Consider the following 19,990-nt stretch of genomic DNA (forward strand, 5'->3'; position numbering starts at 1 on the left):
TTAATAGTTAGAAAACGAGATTTAAGCCGAGCGTAAATACACGCGTAGCCCATCCCTGGCCATTATCGGGGCTTTGCGTTTCAGGATCGCCGTAAGTCCATTCTTTAGTCCAGGTGGCAACATTGCGCACCGTTCCATATACCCTGACACGGTTAAGGTCCCATCTGGACGTCCATTTACTGGGCAGGGTATAAGCAACAGATACATTGTCGAGCCGTACGAAAGACCGATCGTACAAACGCTGCGCCCCGGCTGCGCCAACAGGTCCCTTTGCCTCAATACGTCCGAATTCATTGGTCGGATTTTCTGGGGTCCAGTACGCTTTGCGCGGCAGGTTGATTAAGGCATAGGCCATGCGTCCGCCGTCATCATCATTATTCAGGTATTCGCCAAACAAGCTTTTATGGCCGGTGTATGCATAAATATTAAAGGAAACGCTCAGGTCTTTCCAAAGCGAAAAATCGTTGCGTAGCGACCAGCGGTACGGGGGAGACGTTTCACCCAGAAACTCTTTGTCCTTGTTGTTATATACAGGTTTAGCTGTACCATCGGCGTTGATTTCATCGTCGGCAGTGTAGCTGTTGGCCACCTTCGGATCCCCAGGTACCTGTCCGTATTTCTTGGCTTCCTCCGCCTCGTTTGCCTGCCATATGCCAGTAACACGGTAATCCCAGATGACACCAATAGGACGATCTATGAACCAGCCGTTGGGCTGGTCGTCCATTTCCCTTCTTCCGATAACATTACCGTTGGCGTCGAGCACATCCTCATAGTCGTAATACAAATGGGTAATCTTGTTTTTGTTGTACGAGAACCCGAAGGTGCTGGACCACTCGAAAGCGTTTCTGCGCATATTGACAGTATTAAGTGCAAACTCAATTCCGCTGTTGTCTACCCGCCCCAAGTTTGTTGTGATATTGGTAAAGCCTGTGAAGCTTGGTAAACGCTCTTTCATGATCATATCATGAGTTTTCATATTGTAGTATTCCAGGCTGCCGGTCAACCGATTACCGAGGAATCCGAAATCAAGACCAAAGTTCCATGATGCTGTCTTTTCCCATTGCAGGAAGGGGTTTGCCAGCCTGTCGGCCATCAGGTAGCGGTATAAGATCTGTTCGCCCGCCGAATTTAAATAGCCCTGCATCTTACCGCCGCCTTCGGACAGGTTGGAAAGCGCTATGTAGGGGTTGGCGAGTGACCGGTTTCCGTTTTCGCCGTATGACACCCGGAGTTTACCGCTGTTCATGATATGGCCCCATTTAAAAAACTTCTCGTTGGTGAATGACCATGCTACGGCCATGGAAGGAAAAACAGCATAGGGATTGGAGGTTCCGAATGCCGAGTAGCCATCCCTCCGCACCGAAGTGGTGATCAGATAACGGTCGTCATAAGAATAAAACAAACGGGCAAGCAGGCCGTCGGCCGATTGCTCATTATCCTCGCTTGAAAAGGTACTGTTTTCTTTACTGCCGTTCTTCGTATTGTGAAATCCGAGCACGTCGGAAGGCAATATTTTTCTGGCCTCTATCCGATCCCTCCAGAACCTGTTCTGTTCGGCCTCCTGTACCAGGGTAAGGATAACATGGTGCTTCTTTTTAAAGGTATGATCCCAGGCCAGCGTGTTGTTGAGCGACCAGTTCAGACTTTTCGATTGTTCCCGGTTAGCTCCGCGGGTGGCAGGATCAGATCCGGGCAGATTGGCCGACATAAAATACCGGTCGTAAAAGTTTTGATAGCGCGGAGAGAAATTGAAAGAGTAGGTAATCCCCAGTGGCAGTTTAACGTTTGCATTCAAGATCGTGTTGACCACAGTGTATCCCTTCTCAAGTTCAAGATATTGTTTCTGGAAGTCATAGTTATAGCCGCGCTGGCTATACTTTTCATTTAAAGGAAACTGTCCGGGATTACCGGTTTCGTCGTAATAATCCGCAAAGGGACTATTGCGCAGCGACTGGTCGATATCTATGTCCACGTTCCCATCTGAACGGTCCTGAAAGTTCACGTTAGCGCCAAGTTCCAGCCAGTTGTTCACTTTAGCATCAATCTTCATATTGCTGCGTACCGACCGGTAGTCGTCGCTTACCACTACGCCCTGATTGCGCAGATATCCCATAGACAGGTAATAATTGATCCTGTCGCCGGCACCGCTAACGCTTGCGTTATAATCCTGGTTAAAGCCCGTACGGAACGTTCTGTCGGCCCAGTCTACCGTCTTTCCATCCAGAAAGTTTTGCAGGGCGTTGCCTACCAGGCCGAGGCGTTGTGCCCATATGTTCAGGTCCGACTGGTCTGCCTGGTTTTCGGTATAGCCCCGCCAGGTGTCCAAAGAAATGCTGGACGGGAGCTGGTCCGGTCGCATAAAAAACCCAGGTTGCGAGGCATAAACTCCGGTTTGATAAGCTTCGTACACATTGGTTGCCGGGTTAAGTCCATAGGTGTTTTTTGTAAACCAGTCCTGGCGGTGCTGCAGATAGGCTTCCGTATCAAAACGGTCGCGATAATCGCTCAACCCTGTCGAGCCCACGTTCATCGTCATATTGATCACCGGCTTTCCGGGCTTCCCTTTCTTCGTGGTGATGATGATCACCCCGCTCGCAGCCTTTGCCCCATAAATAGCAGCCGCAGAAGCATCTTTGAGGATGTCTATCTGGGCAATATCATCGGGATTTATTTCTGAAAGCTCGCCATAAAAGATCATACCATCTAGAATAAGCAATGGACTGTTGTGGCCCCCTTCGTCGTAAACCGATCGCCTGCCGCGAATCTCTATCTCGCCGCCTCCTTTAGCCGAAGGATTATAACCTACCCGCAAACCAGGCGTTCCGCGAAGGATGTCTTGTACGGTCTTCGGGTTTTCATTGGCAATCCGGTCGGGGATAATTTGTGTAACTGAGCCTGTAAGATCCTTTTTTTGCATGGTACCATAGCCCACTACCACAACCTCGTTCAGGTCGCTGGTTGTGCGCACCAGCTTAATGCTGCCCATATCAGGGGCCGCGTTAACTTCCATGAGTTCATAGCCAATGTAGCTGATCACAAGTTTATCGTCTTCAGCAACATTTTCCATGTAAAAAGCTCCGTTTTGGTCCGTCTTAACTGATCTCCCTTTTCCTTTTAATCCCACCGTAGCGCCAATAAGGGGCTGGTCGTTTTCGTCAACGATCTTCCCCCTTACATTGATAGCCCTGAAGCTGGTTACGAGATTGCGGAGAAAGTTGCTCCCCGCTTTCCGGATGGTGATGTTCTTATTCTCGATCACGTAGGTGAGGGGCAGGTCTTTGAGTACAGTTCTTAAGGCTTCATCAACGGTCACATTCCGGAGGTTCAGGTCCTTCAGCTGGTTGTTTGAAATGATTCCCCCTTCATAATAAAAGTCGAAGCCGCTTTGCTTTCTGATTTCCTTAAAGGCAGATTTCAGCGACATACGGTCCTGCGTGATGGTTATCCGCTGGCCTAAGGTAGCGGCACTGACCTGCATTAGGGATGCTACGATTATAATGGTAATCAGTCGCATAGTTCGCCATAGTTTAAGGTATAACGAGGCCGTTATACCAGGTTTGGTATAAAATCGATACATTTGGTTAATTTGGTTCTAAAGCAGTATGCCTCCGGCGCTGGAAACGTGTTGGCATTCTGTGGTTAACACTTGTAAAATTATAAGTTGTCCAAACGCAGCCAGAAGTGCTTCACTTCTGGTTTGCTTATTTTAGTGCTGTACTCTGAGTATATTTTTTATGCATTTTGGGTAAACAATTTATTTTCCTTTAGCTACATACACCTTTCTTCCCTCTATCTTAAAACTGACCTGCCCTGATGATTCGATGTGCTTTAGAATTTCCGAGAGGTTCTTGCTTCTCGAAATCCAGCCACCAGATCTGATGTTTGAAGGTACAGAGGCTTCATAAACAACATCTACGTTGTACCACCGGGCAATCTTGCGCATGGCCAGGCGGAAATCCAATTCATCCAGGTTAAAGTCGCCATTTTTCCAGTCGACCACATTGTCAATATTTACTTCGCTCACACGTAGCGCTTTTCCGTCGTTCAGGGCCTGTTCGCCTGGCTTAAGTATCTGCGTCGACCTGCCCGATCTGACAAGTACAGAGCCTTCTATCAGGGTTGTGGTCACAAGTGCTTCGTTGCCATAGCTGTTCAGGTTAAAATGCGTGCCCAGTACTTCCACCTCTTGTTTGCTCGTCGTAACCACAAAAGGGTGGGCAGCATCCCTGGCGATTTCAAAATAGCCTTCACCTGTCAGTGAGACCCTTCGTTTGCCGCCTTTGATCAGTCTGGACGAATAGGTTAAGCTCGAAGCTGAATTGAGCCACACATATGAGCCGTCTGGAAGGCGCAGCTTATAGGTTTCGCCGTTGGTGGTCGACAACGTATTGGTTCCCTCGCTTTCGCCGGTATTGCCCACGATCTCATAAACAACATCGCCGCTTTCCGACTTCTTAATGATTACGCCAGCTTCTTTAGCCACTTCGCCAGTCTTAACATCGCCCAGCCTCACTTTCTTCCCGTTTGCTAGTGTCAGCGTAGCCCCGGTAACACCGGAAGTAATGTCGTTTTGGTAGGCATCACGCTGAGTCTGTTCAGAGCTGTTATTATTCCAAAGGACTACGCCAACAAGCAGAATACCCACTGCGACGGCTGCTGAAAGACGCGGCCACAGGCCGATCAGGCGGGAACTTTTTTGCGGGCGATCAGCAACGACAGACCCGAAAATTCTATCTCCCGCAGTGCGATCGAGGCTGTGCAGCGTTTCCGGGTGTTCATAACTGTGGGAAATTAAATGATCTATTTGCTGGGTATAAGCCGGATTCTGTACATAAGAGAGAAATTCGAGGCGTTCTTCCTCATTCAGCTCTTTTGATAGATATTTAGAAAACAACGTAGTCAGTCGTTCGTGGTGTTCGGTCATATATTTGGTTCAGGGTTACACAGCATTAAGTGCTGCCCTATAAACACTGACACTTCAGCTGAGGCCTGGGGTAGGTCGTTCTAAAAATTTTTTAAAAAAAAGATAATCAGTGCGGAACAAACCAGCGCATAATGCCTGAAATGCGTGCGGATGGTTGCCAGCGCCTGCTTCATATGATAGTGAACGGTGGCAGGAGAGATGTTAAGTTTAGCTGCAACCTCATCATAGCTAAGTCCCTCGAAATGGCACAGCGCGTATACACGGCGCTGCTGTTCGGGCAGTTTGCTTACCACATTGTCCAGAAGTTCCTTCGTTTCGCGGTAATCAAGCGCCTGCTGTGTACCCAGGTCGTTTTCCGTTGCACTGAGGCTTATTTGGGTCTTTACCTTCATAACGATTGCCTCGTGGCGCAGCAGGTTGAACGTATGGTTGCGGACTAGTCGGTTAAGATAAGCCCCGAAATTCCCGATACCGGGCAGCTGCCTGCGGCCCGACCATACCTTCAGGAAAATGTCCTGTACAATCTCCTCGGCATCGGTATCTGAACGCGAAATTTTCAAGGCAAAGGTATACACATACTGCTGATAGTAGTCAAACAGATCCCGGAAGGCACGCTCGTTCCCATCGGCAATTTTTGCCAGCAGTTCAGACTCGTTCAACAGGGGTTTGCCGTTCATTTGGTTAGATTTGGTTGTGGCGCAGCGCGACCAAGTCAATGATAGAATAAATTTTTCATTTTCCCAGAGATATATAAGTTTTTTTAAACTGCGTATAATAAATGCGTTTTTTTTAGCTTTGGCCATATGAGGATACGAGATTTGCTTTTCATGGCTGTGTTTTCTCTCATTTTATGGAGCTGCGGTGGGCAACCGGCACAGGAGACACAGAAACTTATGGATGATCTGAAAACTGTTCGCAGCGAAGTGAAAGACCTTCAAGCCCTGCTTGCCGAGAAGGAGACAACCATCTATGGTCTGCAAAGACAGGTCGATAGTCTGCAGGCAGATACCTTAAACCTTGGTTTGTACAACCCCGCACTTATCGGCCGCTGGCGTGTTAGCATGAAGTGCACAGAAACGAACTGCGACGGGTCGGCAGTAGGCGATAGCAAATCGGAGCAATGGCTGATCTCATATACCAAAGAATCTATCATGGTGCAGGTCCTGGACAAAGGTAAGCTCAGCCGCACTTATACTGGTGTTTTTACCAGCAGGGGCCTTCAGCTCGAAGATCCGGCCAACGTGCAGACTGCCACGATTACGGTTGCCATGCTTCCGCCCGCGGCGGGCAAGATGGAGGGGAAGCGTTTTATAACGCAGGCCGACTGCCGCATCGTATATGACGTTAGTGCTGAATTGATGGATAGCAACGACAAACTCTGACGATATGCTGATTTTATCTTCCCTGGAGTTTACTTTGCCGCTAACCAACCCGGTGATTATTTTCTCGCTGGTGCTCTTTATCATTCTCTTTGCGCCTATTCTCTTCAATAAAATACGCATCCCGCACATTATTGGGCTTATCCTGGCTGGTACGCTGGTAGGGCCCTATGGGCTCAACCTGCTGCGCAGGGATAGCAGTATCCTATTGTTCGGTACAGTGGGGTTGCTTTATATCATGTTCCTGGCCGGACTTGAAATAGATCTGGGTGAGTTCAAGAAGAATAAAGGCAAGATCCTTGTATTCGGACTTACTACCTTTCTTATCCCCCTGGGTCTGGGCTCCCTGGCCAGCTATTATGTTCTGAATTTTGATTTTATGGCATCCCTGCTTCTGGCCAGTATGTTCTCCACACATACCCTTATTGCCTATCCCATCGCAAGTAAGTACGGGATTGTACAGAACCGCGCCGTAACCATGACGGTGGGCGGGACCATGATCACTGATGTGCTTGCCCTTCTTATTCTTGCCGGTGTCGCGGGCAGCAGCAAGGGCGATGTGTCCAGTTTGTTCTGGATCAGACTCGGTGTGTCCTCTTTTGTTTTCGTGGGTATCGTGCTTTTCGTATTTCCGATCATTATCCGTTGGTTCTTTAAGAAGTTCGATGATAGTGTGTCACAGTATATTTTTGTGCTTGGGATGGTATTTCTGGCCGCCTTTATGGCCGAAGCAGCGGGTATGGAATCCATTATCGGTGCATTCTTCTCCGGATTGGTGCTCAACAAGTTTGTGCCGCATACTTCACCTTTAATGAATCGGATCGATTTTGTAGGCAATGCGCTGTTTATCCCATTCTTCTTGATCAGCGTAGGAATGCTTGTCGACGTGAGCGTGCTCTTCAAAGGCTGGGGAGCAATGAAGGTTGCCGGCGTGATCATCGTCGTATCTCTGGCGTCCAAATACCTCGCGGCCGTCATCACCGCCAAAGCATTTAAATTGCGGCCGGTGGAGGGTAACCTGATCTTCGGTTTAAGCTCTTCTCACGCGGCAGCTACACTGGCCATCATCCTCGTAGGGTACAACATCATCACTGGCGAGACACCCGCCGGAGAACCCATCCGCCTGCTGAATGAGGATGTGCTGAATGGTACGATCCTTCTTATTTTGGTAAGTTGCGCCGTTAGTTCGTTTGTCGTCGAACGCGCCGCGCGTACCCTGGCACTTGAAGACCCCGCCGAGCCGGTAACAGGGCCTGACCAAAGGGTCCTCGTTTCCCTGTCGCACCCCGAGCTGATGGCCGATCTGCTTGATCTTGGTTTCATGTTGCGGCAGAAAGCCCTCACCTCGCCGCTGTATGCGCTTAATGTGATCGACGATAAACAGCTGCCAAGAATCAGCAAGGCGCAGATCCGTATTCTCGACAGGGCCCTGGTTCATGCCGCTGCGGTTGAGCAGCAGCTTATACCGATATCCCGGCACGACGCCTCCGTAAGCAACGGAATTGTGTACACCGCCAGGGAACATCAGATCAGCGACCTGGTGGTTGGTCTGCATAAGAACGCAAATGCAACAGAGTTTTTCGGACAGACGGTGGAGAGTACTGTGCGGCGTTTCCACGATACCATATATGTGTACAAGGCCGTTCAGCCGCTCAATACGCTTAAGCGGCTTATTGTGCTGGCTCCCCAAAATGCAGAGTCAGAGCCCGGCTTCAGTCACTGGGTTCAGCGCTCCCTCGTCCTGGCTGGCGAAGCGGGCATGAGCATTCTGTTCTACGGATCAAAGCACACGCTGGCCGCAATCAAGTCGGTACTCGCCAAGCAGAAATCGGCCGCCAACGCAGCTTACCATGAGTTTAACAACTGGGAAGACTTCCTGATCTTAGGTAAGACGGTAAAGGCTAATGACCTGATGGTTATTGTGGCAGCGCGGAAACTGACGGCTTCGTACCTCCCGCAGATGCAAAAGCTGCCGCACTATCTTTCGCGTTATTTTGAGCAAAACAGTTTTATCATTCTATATCCAAAGCAATTGCCTACAGGAATAGACCTGGAAGACATACAGCAATCGGACGGATCACTGCTCGAGCCAATTGCACAAAGTAAGCTGATGGGGGCAATAAAGCGATTGTTTAGCCAAAAATAAATTTATTTGCCCAACGATGGGGTATTTTGGGGAATTCTGAGTATTTTCGTAGAAACGCTTGTAAACTCTCAGTTAAATGGTCAAGATAGATTTATTAGAAGACTGCAAATTAAAGGCTCATAATGTTCAAACCGCACTCAGGTCGGTTATTTTTGATGAGTTTGAAAATCCATACCTATTGGAGAACTACCTGGAATGTTTAAGAGAATCGCAGCTCGTCGTAGAAAGGCGGCTTGCAGCAATCAGCGTTCGTGATAACAATATCGAGAAGTAGTTGCTGCAACTGTTCTTTTACCACTCGCTCGTATTCTCAATTCCCGCTGCCCTGGCATCAAATACCGGGTCCTTACCCGCCTTGCGCTGCTGCTGGTAATCTTTGAGTGCCTTCAGTGCAGGTTTGCGCAGCAGCAGAATAGCGATAACGTTTAGCCAGGCCATCATACCGACACCAATATCCCCTAATGTCCACGCGGCCTCTGCGGTTTTAACCGATCCGTAAAAAGTAGAGAACAACAATAACAGGCGCAGGATGTTAATTGCCCATTTATTGCCTTTTTTATCCAGATAACTCAAGTTCGTTTCCGCAATATAGTAATAGGCCATAATGGTCGTAAAAGCAAAAAACAGCAAGGACACAGCCACAAAGCCAGAGCCCAGCGCAGGGAAATGCGAGCTTATCGCTTGTTGCGTATACTCCGCACCGATCTTCGCACCAGGCAAATTTTCCACTAAAAAGTTGCCATCAGGATTAAGCACATTGTATTTTCCGGTAAAGAGGATCATAAAGGCCGTTGCAGTACACACAAATAGGGTATCGATGTAAACCGAAAAGGCCTGCACCAGTCCTTGCTTTGCAGGGTGGCTAACTTCCGCTGCCGCTGCAGCGTGCGGAGCAGTACCCTGTCCGGCCTCATTGGAGTAAATGCCGCGCTTCACACCCCAGGCTACAGCCATACCAAATATGCCAGCAAAGGCTGGTTCCAGATCGAAGGCCGACCGGAAGATCAGACCGATCACCGATGGTATCTCTGCGATGTTCATCAGCATAATCACAATTGCCATTAAAATATAGCCGCCCGCCATAAACGGAACTATGATCTCAGCTACTTTACCGATCCGCTTTACACCGCCAAAAATGATCAGCGCCAGTAAAATGACAACGGCAGCCCCCGTATATGCTACGGGAATATCAAAGGCGTTCTGCATGCTGAGCGCGATACTGTTGCTTTGTACACCCGGAAGGAAAAAGGCCGTACTTAAAACCGTGGCCACCGCAAAGAGAACCGCATACCATTTAAGGCCCAAACCTTTTTCAATATAATAGGACGGTCCCCCGCGGTACTCCCCGTTTTTAACCTGCTTATAGATCTGTCCGAGTGTAGCCTCAATAAAAGCAGAAGCAGCACCCAAAAAAGCGATCAGCCACATCCAAAACACCGCGCCCGGCCCGCCCATAGCAATGGCCGTGGCTACGCCGGCAATATTACCGGTACCAATGCGTCCGGAGATGGCAATCGCAAAAGCCTGAAAAGAACTAACCCCTTTGTCTGAGCTTTTTCCATCGAACAACAGGCGCCACATTTCCTTGATGTACCGCACCTGCAGAAACCGGGTTACGATAGAGAAATATATGCCTGTACCCATGCACAAGATAATGAGCGCATTGCTCCAGATTAAGTCGTTAATACTAGTCAGTAGTCCTTCCATGTTTGAATAAATAGTCTGTTTGTCGGAAAACTGTAAAGAAAGGGAAAATCTCAATTATTTCAAGCCACTTGGGGGCTAATAAGAGAAATATTTTAAAGTCTATATAATAAAGCGGCCGCGAGGGCGTAATATATACGAGAGCGTTAATTTAGATGGTGGGGAATGTATCGGAATGATCATTCCCCGCTTTTTTTATCTTCAGGATATAACCCAGTCCGTAAACATTTTCAATAGAAACCAGCTCCGATGCTTTAAAAAAACCACGTAATCTTGAAATAAAAACCTCCAGGCTTTTCCCGTTAAAGTAATCGTCGCTGCCCCACAAGGCCATTAAAACATCACTCTTCCTTACTACCCGGTTCGGATGCTTTATCAAATAGTTTAGCAATTCAGATTCTCTGCGCGTCAGCGATACCTCCCTGCCGCCCGGCAGCAAAACAAGCAACTGGTCATGATAGTACGTCAGGTCGCCAAAGTCCGTTTGTTGCCGATCAGCTTCCCCATGATCGGGCGGGGCTGGCGAGAAGGTCTTTAAAATGTTGCTGACCCGAAGCACCAGCTCATCAATTTCAAAAGGCTTCGAAATATAATCAATAGCCCCAAGGTTGAGGCCGCGGAGCCTGTTGCCTTTTTCACTATGAGCCGTCAAAAAGAGAAATATCTGATGCTGATTTAATTCTTGCACCCGCGCGGCCAGATCAAAACCATTCATATCCGGCAGCTGCACATCAATGATGAGTAAACGGTTGGCCATAACATGCTTTCGGTAGTAGCCAAGCGCTTCATTGGCAGTTTGAAACCAAATGACGCTGAAACCCCTCATTTTCAGGAAGCTGGAAACAACGGTTCCCAAATCGGGCTCATCTTCAATTAAAACGATGTCGTACATCACAATTCTTCTAGCAGATACTTGGGAATATATATCAGGAAAGTAGTGCCCTGGCCGAGCTCGGAATCTAACTTAATGTCCCAGCCGTGGATGTCAAGGCATTGTTTTACATAGTACAAGCCCAAACCCAGACCCGGCAGCGTGCTGTTGCGGGGCAATCTGTAAAATTTATTAAATATCATATCGCGGGCATTTTGCTCAATACCATTGCCATTGTCGCTGATACCAAGCACAAAGTGCTCACTATTTTCTTCTATAGTTATTACGGTGCTTCTTTCCGCTTTAGAATTATGCTTAAAGGCGTTGTCGAGCATATTCTGCATCATGGTCGAAAACACGAAACGATCTATCGGAACCAGAAGTTTGGCCGGATGCCGCTTAAATAACAGCTCGTCGGACGGCCGAAGTTTTAACCTGTAATCCTCCATCAATATGCTGATTGCTTCGTTCAGATCGGTTTCCTCCATGTGAATCTTTTCCTGGAGCATAGATACCTCCAGCATCTGGTTGATATGCGTATGCAGGCGCCTGGCCTGCCGCTCGATGATCTGGCCCAGCGCTTTCACACGATCGCGATCGGAGAGGACCTCATCCTCGGCCAGACTTTTACCTGCCACCATAATGGTCGTAACCGGCGTATTAAATTCATGTTTTATGCTGTTCAGAAAATCCGATTTCATGGCAGCATCCTTCTTCTGGCGCATCCAGCTTACATAGGTGTAGTAATTGATGCCAATGATGATCAGAATACAAAGGACGACGAGCGAAAATGTAGGAAGCATCTGGTAGGCGACCCTGGATGAGCGATTTGGATAGTCGGCAAACAGATAAAAAGTGATTCGGTAATCGTACAGCAGCGAGCCGCTTACGGCCAGGCTGGTCACGCGGTTTTCGGGCGTAGGACTGCGCAGATTGCCATCGATAACCGCCCCGTAGGGCACCTTTTTAAAAATGGTGATGTCACCGATCCGCTGATCAAAATTAATCTCTAAAGCCTGAACAGTCAGCAGATAATGCAAACTAGTGTCCAGTCCGTTTCGCTTCACAATAGAGCGAAAAACACTGTCCATCGTGCTCCCTGCAGTTAGTTTGCTCAATATAATATTGCTGGTTTGCCGGGCAAGTTTTCTGAATTCATTTTTGTCACGGAGATATGCAGCTTTTAGTGCAGGCATTTTATCCTTCAGGATTGAATCTAAGATCCGGCCCCCGCCTGTGTAAACTTTATCATTAGGAATGCTCTTTCCATACTCGTCGTTGAGCAGCTTCTTCTCCTTCAGGTTGAAATCCCGGTCGAGCAGCGTATACGTGTTATAGATTAGCTTTAGCTGTACACCAACAAGGATCAGAAAGCTGATCAGCACCACTATTTTATATATCCGGCCGGTCATTACGATGATATCAATCCCTAAAAATAGCTTAAGTTTTGGTTAGTTGTGTGCCGTTAAGTTTTCATTAAGCATCTGTTACGGATCTGTTCGATAAATTCGTGATACCCAATAGCTAGATTTGACTCAGCTTAAAACCACACATATGATCAAAAGAATTTTCATGGCCTTGACCCTCGTGCTGGCCATTACCCATGCACAACAAGCCCTGTCACAGCAGAAGTCGGCCCCCCGACCTCTTCCCCAGCTTCAGCAGGAATTTGTAGACCTAGGCTTCGGTATGTTTATTCATTACGGCATGCCTACGTTTATGGATCAGGACTGGTCTGACCCAAATGCTGCGCTCTCGCTTTTCAAATCGCCTAAGTTCGATGCTGATCAGTGGGCCAAGGCCGCCAAATCGGCCAACATGACTTATGGCTGTTTAACCACAAAACACCATAGTGGCTTTCCCATCTGGAATACAAAAACCACGGCATACAATGTGATGAACACGCCCCATAAGCGTGATGTGGTTAAAGAATACGCCGACGCGTTCCGCAAAAACGGTCTGAAAGTGATGCTGTACTATTCTATTCTCGACACACATCATGGCATCCGGCCCAATCAGATCACACCAGAGCATATCCAAATGATCAAAGACCAAATTACAGAATTACTGAGCAATTATGGAGAGATCACCGCACTGGTGATAGATGGATGGGATGCACCATGGTCGAGAATTTCGTACGACGACGTCCCTTTCGAAGACATTTATCACCTGGTGAAATCCCTTCAGCCCAATTGCCTGGTTATGGACCTTAACGCCGCGAAATATCCGGCTGAAGCACTGTTTTATACTGACATCAAATCTTACGAGCAAGGCGCAGGTCAGTTCATCTCCAAAGAGCACAATAAGCTTCCGGCATTGGCTTGTCTGCCTCTGCAGGCCAGCTGGTTCTGGAAAACATCCTTTCCAACCACGCCCGTAAAAGACGTCAACGAGCTTGTCAATAAGTTCATTGCACCTTACAACGGAGCCTACTGCAACTTCATCTTAAATGTTGCGCCAAACAGCGACGGACTGATCGATGAAAACGCCCTGGTAGCATTAAAAGAGATTGGTAAGATCTATCAAAAGCCTGCCGGACTTCCCAAAGTTCCTGCACATGCGGCTCCGATCATATCCAGCAACATCGCGAAGCACGTGAAAAGCAACAGCAGCTGGTCGGACGACATGAACATCATGGATTTCGCAAACGACGACAATTTCGGCAGCAGCTGGGTGTCTAACCGTGAGGTTAAGTCGCCCTGGTACGAGCTAAACTTTGAAAAAGCACAAGCATTTAACATGGTGGTGGTTACTGAGGGCAGACAAGGAGATAGCAACTACCAGTTGCAGTATTATGCAGCGGGGCAATGGCATCCGCTCAAAGCAGAGCAAGTTGAAGCCGGTCGTATCACCATCTTCCGTTTTGATCGCGTTTGGGCAGAAAGGTTAAAACTGACGATCAGTGGGTTCAGCAAGCCACCCGTTCTTGCAGAAGTAGGTGTTTATAACGAAAGAAGATAAAATTTGAGCCTGATTAAAAGCGGTAAATAAAGGCATTGATGTTCATTCCTGCGCCAACAGAAGCGAATACGCCGATGTCGCCCTTGCTGATCCCATAGCCCTCAACCTTACCGTTTTTAACCAGATCAAGCAACGTAGGAACCGTAGCCACTGAACTGTTGCCCAGCCATGCGATGGTCATGGGCACCAGTTTTTCCGGCACCATATCCAGGCCGTATAACTTAAACAACCTTTTCATGATAGCCGCATCCATCTTGTCGTTGGCCTGATGGATAAACACGATGCTGATATCAGCAAGACCTAATCCGGCTTTGTCGATCGCTTTTTTAATCACCTGCGGAACATTTGATACGGCAAACTCGTACAATTTCCGGCCCTGCATTTTCATATAGTAGTTTTCGTCCGGAGCGTCTGGTCTGGCGCACCTGCCCATCGTGAGGAGTCCGCCAAACTCAACCGCATGTGTCTGTGTCTTGTGCGACAAAATACCCGCCTCTTCGCGCTCTTCGCCTGCACTGAAAACCACCGCCCCGGCGCCGTCTGCAAATATCATGCTGTCGCGGTCGTGCGGATCGATAATCCTGCTTAGCGTTTCCGCACCTATAACCAGAACTGCTTTGGCGTCGCCGCTTTTGATATAGTAATCTGCCTGAATAGCACCCTGCACCCAGCCCGGGCAACCGAAAATCAAATCATAAGCCACGCAATCAGGGTTCTGAATTTCCAGAATCATCTTTATTTTAGAAGCCAGCGAGGGCAGCATATCAATCCTGTTGCTTCCGGGCAGCATATCGCCGAAGTTGTGACAGCATATGATATAGTCGATCGACTCCTTATCCACGCCCGAGTCCTCTATCGCCCGCTCAGCCGCTATAGCCCCAATGTGGCTCGTTACCTGATCTTCCGCCGCATACCTTCTCTCCACAATACCGGTTATTTCAGAAAACTTCTGCACCACCTCCGCATTTTCTTTCTCCAGCAATACACCGTTTTCGAAAAAGCTTGCATTCAAAAAATCCTCTCCACTCACCACTTTCTCCGGAATATAACTTCCTGTGCCGGCAATAACCGTCTTCACGCCTCTGTTCATCTACGCTAATAATTTACCGAAAGGTACTTGAAAAATCTGAACTTGAAACGGTTAATTTCTATAACACCCCACTACAGATCAGATAGGAGAGTAGCGTAGGTCCTTTTTTCGGCTCCGGCTTGGAGTTACAATAAGAATGAATCTTCTCCACAAAGCCATCGCCATTGAACTCATAAACATCGCAGGAGTTAACACTATTTACAAGTCGGCCATCTCGCTTAAATGTCGCATAACCATAAACAACCACCTTATTTCCCGCTTCCAGACAGCCATATTCCCGGAAGTCTGTATCAACGGAGCTAAAGTAAGCAGCAATGTCACGGCAAAACTCCATCACATCATCTTGACCCATCAGATGCTTATCATCTTCATAAATATGAAATTCTACGTTTTTAGCCAAACGGTGGGCAGCCTGATCAAAAGCACCTGAGGAAAAGAGCCTTGCCACTTCCAGATTGGTGCTCGGGTTTTTAGTTTGCGACATACAGTTAAGATTGATTAACTCAAAGATAGTCTCTAACTGAACTCAACAGCTGTGCCTTATAAGACAAAACAAGGGGGTGAAAGCGACATCCACCTATTTAGTCGAGAATCCAGTCTACATCAGCAATCCCAAACTTCGCCACCGGATCAGCAACCTTTGCCAGTTGCAGGCCACGCAGTTCTGCACCGCGGTAGCTTACTCCCTTTGTGCGTATAACACCTGCCAGCGACTCTTCTTTGTTGATCAGTAATGGGATTTCTGCACGTATGCCATCACCAAATACTTTAACAGTCACATACTTTTTACCTCCTTCTTCGAAGTAACTATTAATCACATAGGTCATTTCAGAAGCATCTTCTGAAGACAACGAGTTAGTGAGTTTACTGCTATAACGTTCAGGCGAACCCGGCGATTCCAGCAAAATGCTGTGATCTTCGCGATAATTGCTGCAAGAAGCGACAACCAGGGATAGGGAGATTGTTAAAAGTTTAAGGCGTGTAGTCATGTTTAGATACGTTAAGGTCTATCCAAGATACGTAAAAAACGTTATCGAATACGAAATAATTTGTATATTCACTTGATAATTAACCAAATCTCATGAAATACCTCAGTACGCTTGCACTCCTCTTTTTTGTATTTACTGCAAATGCACAAACCAAAGAACAACTAGACACCGATGTACCGGCGCACATCCAGAAATGGCTATCTGAAAAAACGGCTTTTAAAAAATCTAAAGCCAGGTCAAAAGCTTTTTTCCTGCGCGACTCCATTAAGATCGTCGGCTACATCAAAGGCTATGATAGAAGCTCGGGCTACGCCAGCGGCATTATCTACCACGCCAATAACATCATAAGGCAAGATTTTCCGACAACAGTAAGAATATATCCTGACGGAAGATTTGAATGCGCCATGCTCGGAATACATCCCATCCGATCCAGTATATATTTAAACAATCACACCATAAAATTCTACGCAGAGCCAGGAACCACAACAGGCCTAATTCTTGATTTCCAGAACCCTAAATATCTTGGCGTCAATAAAGTTATCAACGAACAACTGGCTGCTATTGAGACACCTCGGCCTGACTACAATAAGTTGAACGATTACGTGAAAACCCAGGCTCCCGAAGACTTTAAAAAGGTCCAGCTCCAGGAATGGGATAAGGCGAGGAGGGTGGCCGACAGCGCCATGAACGCAAAGCGAACCTCAAAGAACGTTAGAAGACTGATCGAAAGCCAGGTTGACCTCGACTACGCCGTGTATTTGTTTGATTACGAAAGCAACCGTAGTTACTACCAGAAACAGGAACCAGATAACGCGATCCTGAAAATGCCTATGCGGGCAGATTATTTTGACTATTTAAAAAAGATCGATATGAACGATCAAAGCCTGCTTGTTTCAAACGATTTCTCCACCTTTGTAAACCGCTTCGAATTTTCGCCTGCGTTCCAGCGACAGCTTCTACATCAGGCTAACAAATTTGGGTATAAACAACTTGATTCTGCATACCTAGCTAATAATAAGAAAACTAACCTGGTTTACGACATAGCCAAATTGCGGGCGTTAACTTCTAACTTTAGGTTTTACCAATATAAAGAACGAACGTTTGCTGACGAAACAGCGGCCTTATCAAAAGCCATGCGCGACCCCTTCGTACTTAGCGAAATGAACGCCGCCTATGAAAGATATAAGCTAGGCAATGTAGCATACGAACTTCCTAATACCCCTGCAGCGGCCGTGTTTAAAAAGATCATTGGCCCCTCTAAAGGAAAAGTACTCATTGTCGATTTCTGGGCAGAATGGTGCGGACCTTGTAGGGCAGGGATAGAGAGCAGCCTTGCGCTAAGGACCAAGTATAAAGACAATCCGGATTTTGAATATGTGTTTGTAACCGACAGTGAAAGTACCGCGGCAGTATTCTATGAAGATTACACCAAAAAGAACCTGATGACGAATACCCACAGGATTCCGGCCGACGACTACCTGGCCTTGCGGGAACTATTCAAATTTAACGGAATCCCCCGCTACGTACTGGTAACTGCCGATGGAAAAATACAAGACGACAACTTTGCCAGTCATAACATGAAAAGCGAATTCCAGAAGTACTTTCCGGAAAAGTTCCCTATCGATTACTGGAAGTGAGATATGAAACATTTAACACCTGTCTACGCGTTCGTCGTATCATTATTATTTAGCACTACTTGTATGGCCCAAACCGGTTCTCAAAGTGCCTCAGCTGCATCTGCAAGAAAAGAAATTGTGGTGTCTGAGGGCTCGATTGTTATGATCGGCAGCCCACTTGGGGAGGTACCCAAGAAAGGTAAATTGCTTTCAGAGCAAGGAGATGAAATTCCGCTTCGGCGTTTTAACGATTCTATCGCCACGTCTAAATACCTGGCCCGGTGGGAGCGTAGTTCAGGTGGAGAAATTTATCGCCTTGTAAAAAAGGAAAAAACGCCCTTCAACTACATAGGGAAAACCCTGCCTGTTACTTCGCTAAAAACTTTCGATGGCGAAGACGTCAGCTTTCAAAAAAAGAAGAACAAGCTGACTTACATCAACTTCTGGACGACAACCTGCAAGCCCTGTATCGATGAATTTAAATTGATAGACTCGTTGCGCAGGCAAAACCCGAAAGTAGAGTTCCTGGGTATTGCCTATGAAGACAATGAGGTAGTAAGCCAGTTTGCCAAAAAGGGTCCTTTTCCATTTAAGCCCGTGCTGGATGGAAAGCAAGCCAATGATATGTTTGAAGTAGACAGCTACCCGATGCATATCATCATAGACCTGAACAATACGATTAGATATGTAGTGGCAGGCTTGCTCGACGACAAGAAGCTGCCTGAGCTGATCAGGCAGCTGAGGATGTGAGGTAGTTATGAGTAAGTATTTGATTCTTAGTGTCATTGTTTTAGGGTTGGTATCACCGCATGCAAGGTCACAAAGCAATATTCAAGGTGTCTTTAGGGTTAGTTCGGCTGAGCATTCTTCTTCAAAGCTTTTTAAGAGCTTTCCGCTGGTTACCCATTTGTCGGTTGAGTATTGGAATGATACCCCCAGAGTGGTGAAGGTGTACCGCCGAAGGCCAGGTGATAAGTTTGAAAGACTTGACGAGCAGTTCCATCTTGCCTTTGGTGGTGATATGTTTCTCTTTCAGAAAAAGTACGCTGGTTTTGAGTTTACAAATCCTAAAATGCTTCGGGAAAGATATGCGAATAAATCTAAGTGTTTTAGAGAAGGCCTTCCGTATAGACTTACTACAACCATACGGCGCGACTCAAGTACACATGTTTTCGAGTTCTATAAAGCCTCGGGGACACATCACATGAGCGGTCCAGTCCAGCCGCGCCCGGTTCTGAAAGACAACTTGACGAAACTGACCGCCGCGTTGCATCAGATATTACAGGATAATTCTATACAGCCATGCGATTCAAATCTTTTGATAACCGGCGTAGTTAAAAAGGATGGAAGCATCAGCGGCCTCCGTGTTGTTGAGGCCAACGAAACTAGCTGTATTAACAGAATTATTAAAATTCTTGAAGCCACGCGGTGGCGACCTAAAATCAGCAATGGTCGGTTAATGGAAAGCACGGTTAAAATTTTTGTACAATCTGGTATAGATCGGGCAGTCAAGATTTGGTATTTTTAAACATGTATTAGTAGTATCAAATGACTTCGTAGCCATCTGGATTAAACTCGCAGAACTTATGAAGAAAGCCTTACTTTAATTTATCTTTATTTGTGTTGCGGTTAATCTTCGAGCACATGCAGTATCCTGTCCACCAAGACCGGGCTTAATCAAAGGCATATCCACGCTTTGTCCACAAAAGGTACCCCGTTTTGCGAACAAAGCCCAGATTAGTCCCAGACCAGTCCCAGACCAGCTACCCTTGAGGATGGAGCAAACTAGCCGATAACTGTCGTATATGAGAGCCGACTTTAGTCGGAAGACGTTCTTGATTTTCCGTTTATTTAGGCGGTTGCGTATATTGGTAACTATTTAAAAACTAGATGCAAGGTTTCGTAATTACCCTTTTTATTCTGTTAATGTTTTTCATTTTGCATGAAACAGGCAAGTATGGCGAAGATACATGGCTCGGATATAGGGGTTCAATTTTGGTAGCACTACTTTTAACGCCCATTACTGCGTTAATAATAATTTGGTTAATAAAGCGTTGATAGCAATTAGCTATATAGAGCATACACGGCTGCAAATAGTATTGCGACAACTAAAACTCCGACCTGAATATTCAGATTCCAATATAGGCCGGAAAAAGTATCCGTTTTGCTGTACGCCTTATCAGACTCTTCCACAGACCCCCGAAAAAACGAATAGTACAGTCTGCGTGTCCCGTAGCCAAGTCCCTCTAACAGGACCTTAAAAATCAGCGTCATGATCAATTCTGCAATTACGCTAAAGAATGTACTCAC

Annotated in this window: 17 protein-coding genes; 7 read left to right on the forward strand and 10 right to left on the reverse strand. The window is 47.0% G+C overall.

Going from position 1 to position 19,990, the window contains the following annotated elements:
- Window positions 1-7: 7 nt before the first annotated feature.
- From QEP07_RS15320 to QEP07_RS15330, 3 genes are all read right to left on the reverse strand, one after another.
- Complete coding sequence (locus QEP07_RS15320; RefSeq protein ID WP_285011041.1) at window positions 8-3,514, reverse strand: SusC/RagA family TonB-linked outer membrane protein; 3,507 nt, start codon at window positions 3,512-3,514, stop codon at window positions 8-10.
- A gap of 240 nt (window positions 3,515-3,754) precedes the next feature.
- Window positions 3,755-4,924 carry a FecR family protein gene (locus tag QEP07_RS15325; protein WP_285011043.1) on the reverse strand — a complete coding sequence of 390 codons (1,170 nt, stop codon included), beginning with the start codon at window positions 4,922-4,924 and terminating at the stop codon, window positions 3,755-3,757.
- Between the two features lie 80 nt (window positions 4,925-5,004).
- The gene (locus tag QEP07_RS15330; RefSeq protein ID WP_285011045.1) at window positions 5,005-5,601 is read right to left on the reverse strand and encodes an RNA polymerase sigma-70 factor; all 597 of its coding nucleotides are present in this window, start codon (window positions 5,599-5,601) and stop codon (window positions 5,005-5,007) included.
- A gap of 126 nt (window positions 5,602-5,727) precedes the next feature.
- On the opposite strand from QEP07_RS15330, the gene QEP07_RS15335 reads away from it, so the two are divergent.
- From QEP07_RS15335 to QEP07_RS15345, 3 genes are all read left to right on the forward strand, one after another.
- Complete coding sequence (locus tag QEP07_RS15335; RefSeq protein ID WP_285011047.1) at window positions 5,728-6,306, forward strand: hypothetical protein; 579 nt, start codon at window positions 5,728-5,730, stop codon at window positions 6,304-6,306.
- A 4-nt stretch (window positions 6,307-6,310) separates the two neighbouring features.
- On the forward strand, window positions 6,311-8,449 hold the full coding sequence (locus tag QEP07_RS15340; protein WP_256007455.1) for a cation:proton antiporter: 2,139 nt from the start codon (window positions 6,311-6,313) through the stop codon (window positions 8,447-8,449).
- Between the two features lie 76 nt (window positions 8,450-8,525).
- Window positions 8,526-8,723 (forward strand): hypothetical protein, encoded by a 198-nt coding sequence (locus QEP07_RS15345; protein WP_285011049.1) that lies wholly within the window; start codon window positions 8,526-8,528, stop codon window positions 8,721-8,723.
- Between the two features lie 17 nt (window positions 8,724-8,740).
- Here the strand turns inward: QEP07_RS15345 and QEP07_RS15350 are convergent, their stop codons facing one another.
- From QEP07_RS15350 to QEP07_RS15360, 3 genes are all read right to left on the reverse strand, one after another.
- On the reverse strand, window positions 8,741-10,156 hold the full coding sequence (locus QEP07_RS15350; RefSeq protein ID WP_285011051.1) for an alanine/glycine:cation symporter family protein: 1,416 nt from the start codon (window positions 10,154-10,156) through the stop codon (window positions 8,741-8,743).
- Window positions 10,157-10,304: 148 nt separating this feature from the next.
- Window positions 10,305-11,045, reverse strand: a complete 741-nt coding sequence (locus QEP07_RS15355; protein WP_285011053.1) for a response regulator transcription factor — start codon at window positions 11,043-11,045, stop codon at window positions 10,305-10,307.
- Entirely contained in the window at window positions 11,045-12,436 is a 1,392-nt protein-coding gene (locus QEP07_RS15360; RefSeq protein WP_285011055.1) for a sensor histidine kinase, read from the reverse strand. The genes QEP07_RS15355 and QEP07_RS15360 overlap by 1 nt, the downstream gene beginning before the upstream one ends.
- 142 nt (window positions 12,437-12,578) lie before the next feature.
- Here QEP07_RS15360 and QEP07_RS15365 point away from each other — a divergent pair, with 142 nt between their 5' ends.
- On the forward strand, window positions 12,579-13,985 hold the full coding sequence (locus QEP07_RS15365) for an alpha-L-fucosidase (RefSeq protein ID WP_285011057.1): 1,407 nt from the start codon (window positions 12,579-12,581) through the stop codon (window positions 13,983-13,985).
- A 13-nt stretch (window positions 13,986-13,998) separates the two neighbouring features.
- Here QEP07_RS15365 and QEP07_RS15370 read toward each other — a convergent pair whose 3' ends face one another.
- From QEP07_RS15370 to QEP07_RS15380, 3 genes are all read right to left on the reverse strand, one after another.
- Window positions 13,999-15,075, reverse strand: coding sequence for a 3-oxoacyl-ACP synthase III family protein (locus QEP07_RS15370; RefSeq protein ID WP_285011059.1), 1,077 nt, complete (start codon window positions 15,073-15,075; stop codon window positions 13,999-14,001).
- 58 nt (window positions 15,076-15,133) lie between these two features.
- The gene (locus QEP07_RS15375; RefSeq protein WP_285011061.1) at window positions 15,134-15,559 is read right to left on the reverse strand and encodes a hypothetical protein; all 426 of its coding nucleotides are present in this window, start codon (window positions 15,557-15,559) and stop codon (window positions 15,134-15,136) included.
- A 97-nt stretch (window positions 15,560-15,656) separates the two neighbouring features.
- Window positions 15,657-16,064 (reverse strand): hypothetical protein, encoded by a 408-nt coding sequence (locus QEP07_RS15380; protein ID WP_285011063.1) that lies wholly within the window; start codon window positions 16,062-16,064, stop codon window positions 15,657-15,659.
- 92 nt (window positions 16,065-16,156) lie between these two features.
- Here QEP07_RS15380 and QEP07_RS15385 point away from each other — a divergent pair, with 92 nt between their 5' ends.
- Genes QEP07_RS15385 through QEP07_RS15395 form a run of 3 tightly spaced genes read left to right on the forward strand, consistent with a single transcriptional unit; the run spans window position 16,157 to window position 19,208 of the window.
- Complete coding sequence (locus QEP07_RS15385) at window positions 16,157-17,701, forward strand: TlpA family protein disulfide reductase (RefSeq protein WP_285011064.1); 1,545 nt, start codon at window positions 16,157-16,159, stop codon at window positions 17,699-17,701.
- A 3-nt stretch (window positions 17,702-17,704) separates the two neighbouring features.
- Complete coding sequence (locus QEP07_RS15390; RefSeq protein ID WP_285011066.1) at window positions 17,705-18,430, forward strand: TlpA family protein disulfide reductase; 726 nt, start codon at window positions 17,705-17,707, stop codon at window positions 18,428-18,430.
- Window positions 18,431-18,437: 7 nt separating this feature from the next.
- Window positions 18,438-19,208: a hypothetical protein gene (locus QEP07_RS15395; protein ID WP_285011068.1), complete on the forward strand. Its 771-nt coding sequence runs from the start codon at window positions 18,438-18,440 to the stop codon at window positions 19,206-19,208.
- A gap of 536 nt (window positions 19,209-19,744) precedes the next feature.
- Here the strand turns inward: QEP07_RS15395 and QEP07_RS15400 are convergent.
- A complete protein-coding gene (locus QEP07_RS15400) occupies window positions 19,745-19,990 on the reverse strand; it encodes a hypothetical protein (RefSeq protein WP_285011069.1) in 246 nt (81 codons plus the stop codon).

The organism is Pedobacter faecalis (assembly GCF_030182585.1).
GTDB lineage: Bacteria > Bacteroidota > Bacteroidia > Sphingobacteriales > Sphingobacteriaceae > Pedobacter > Pedobacter faecalis.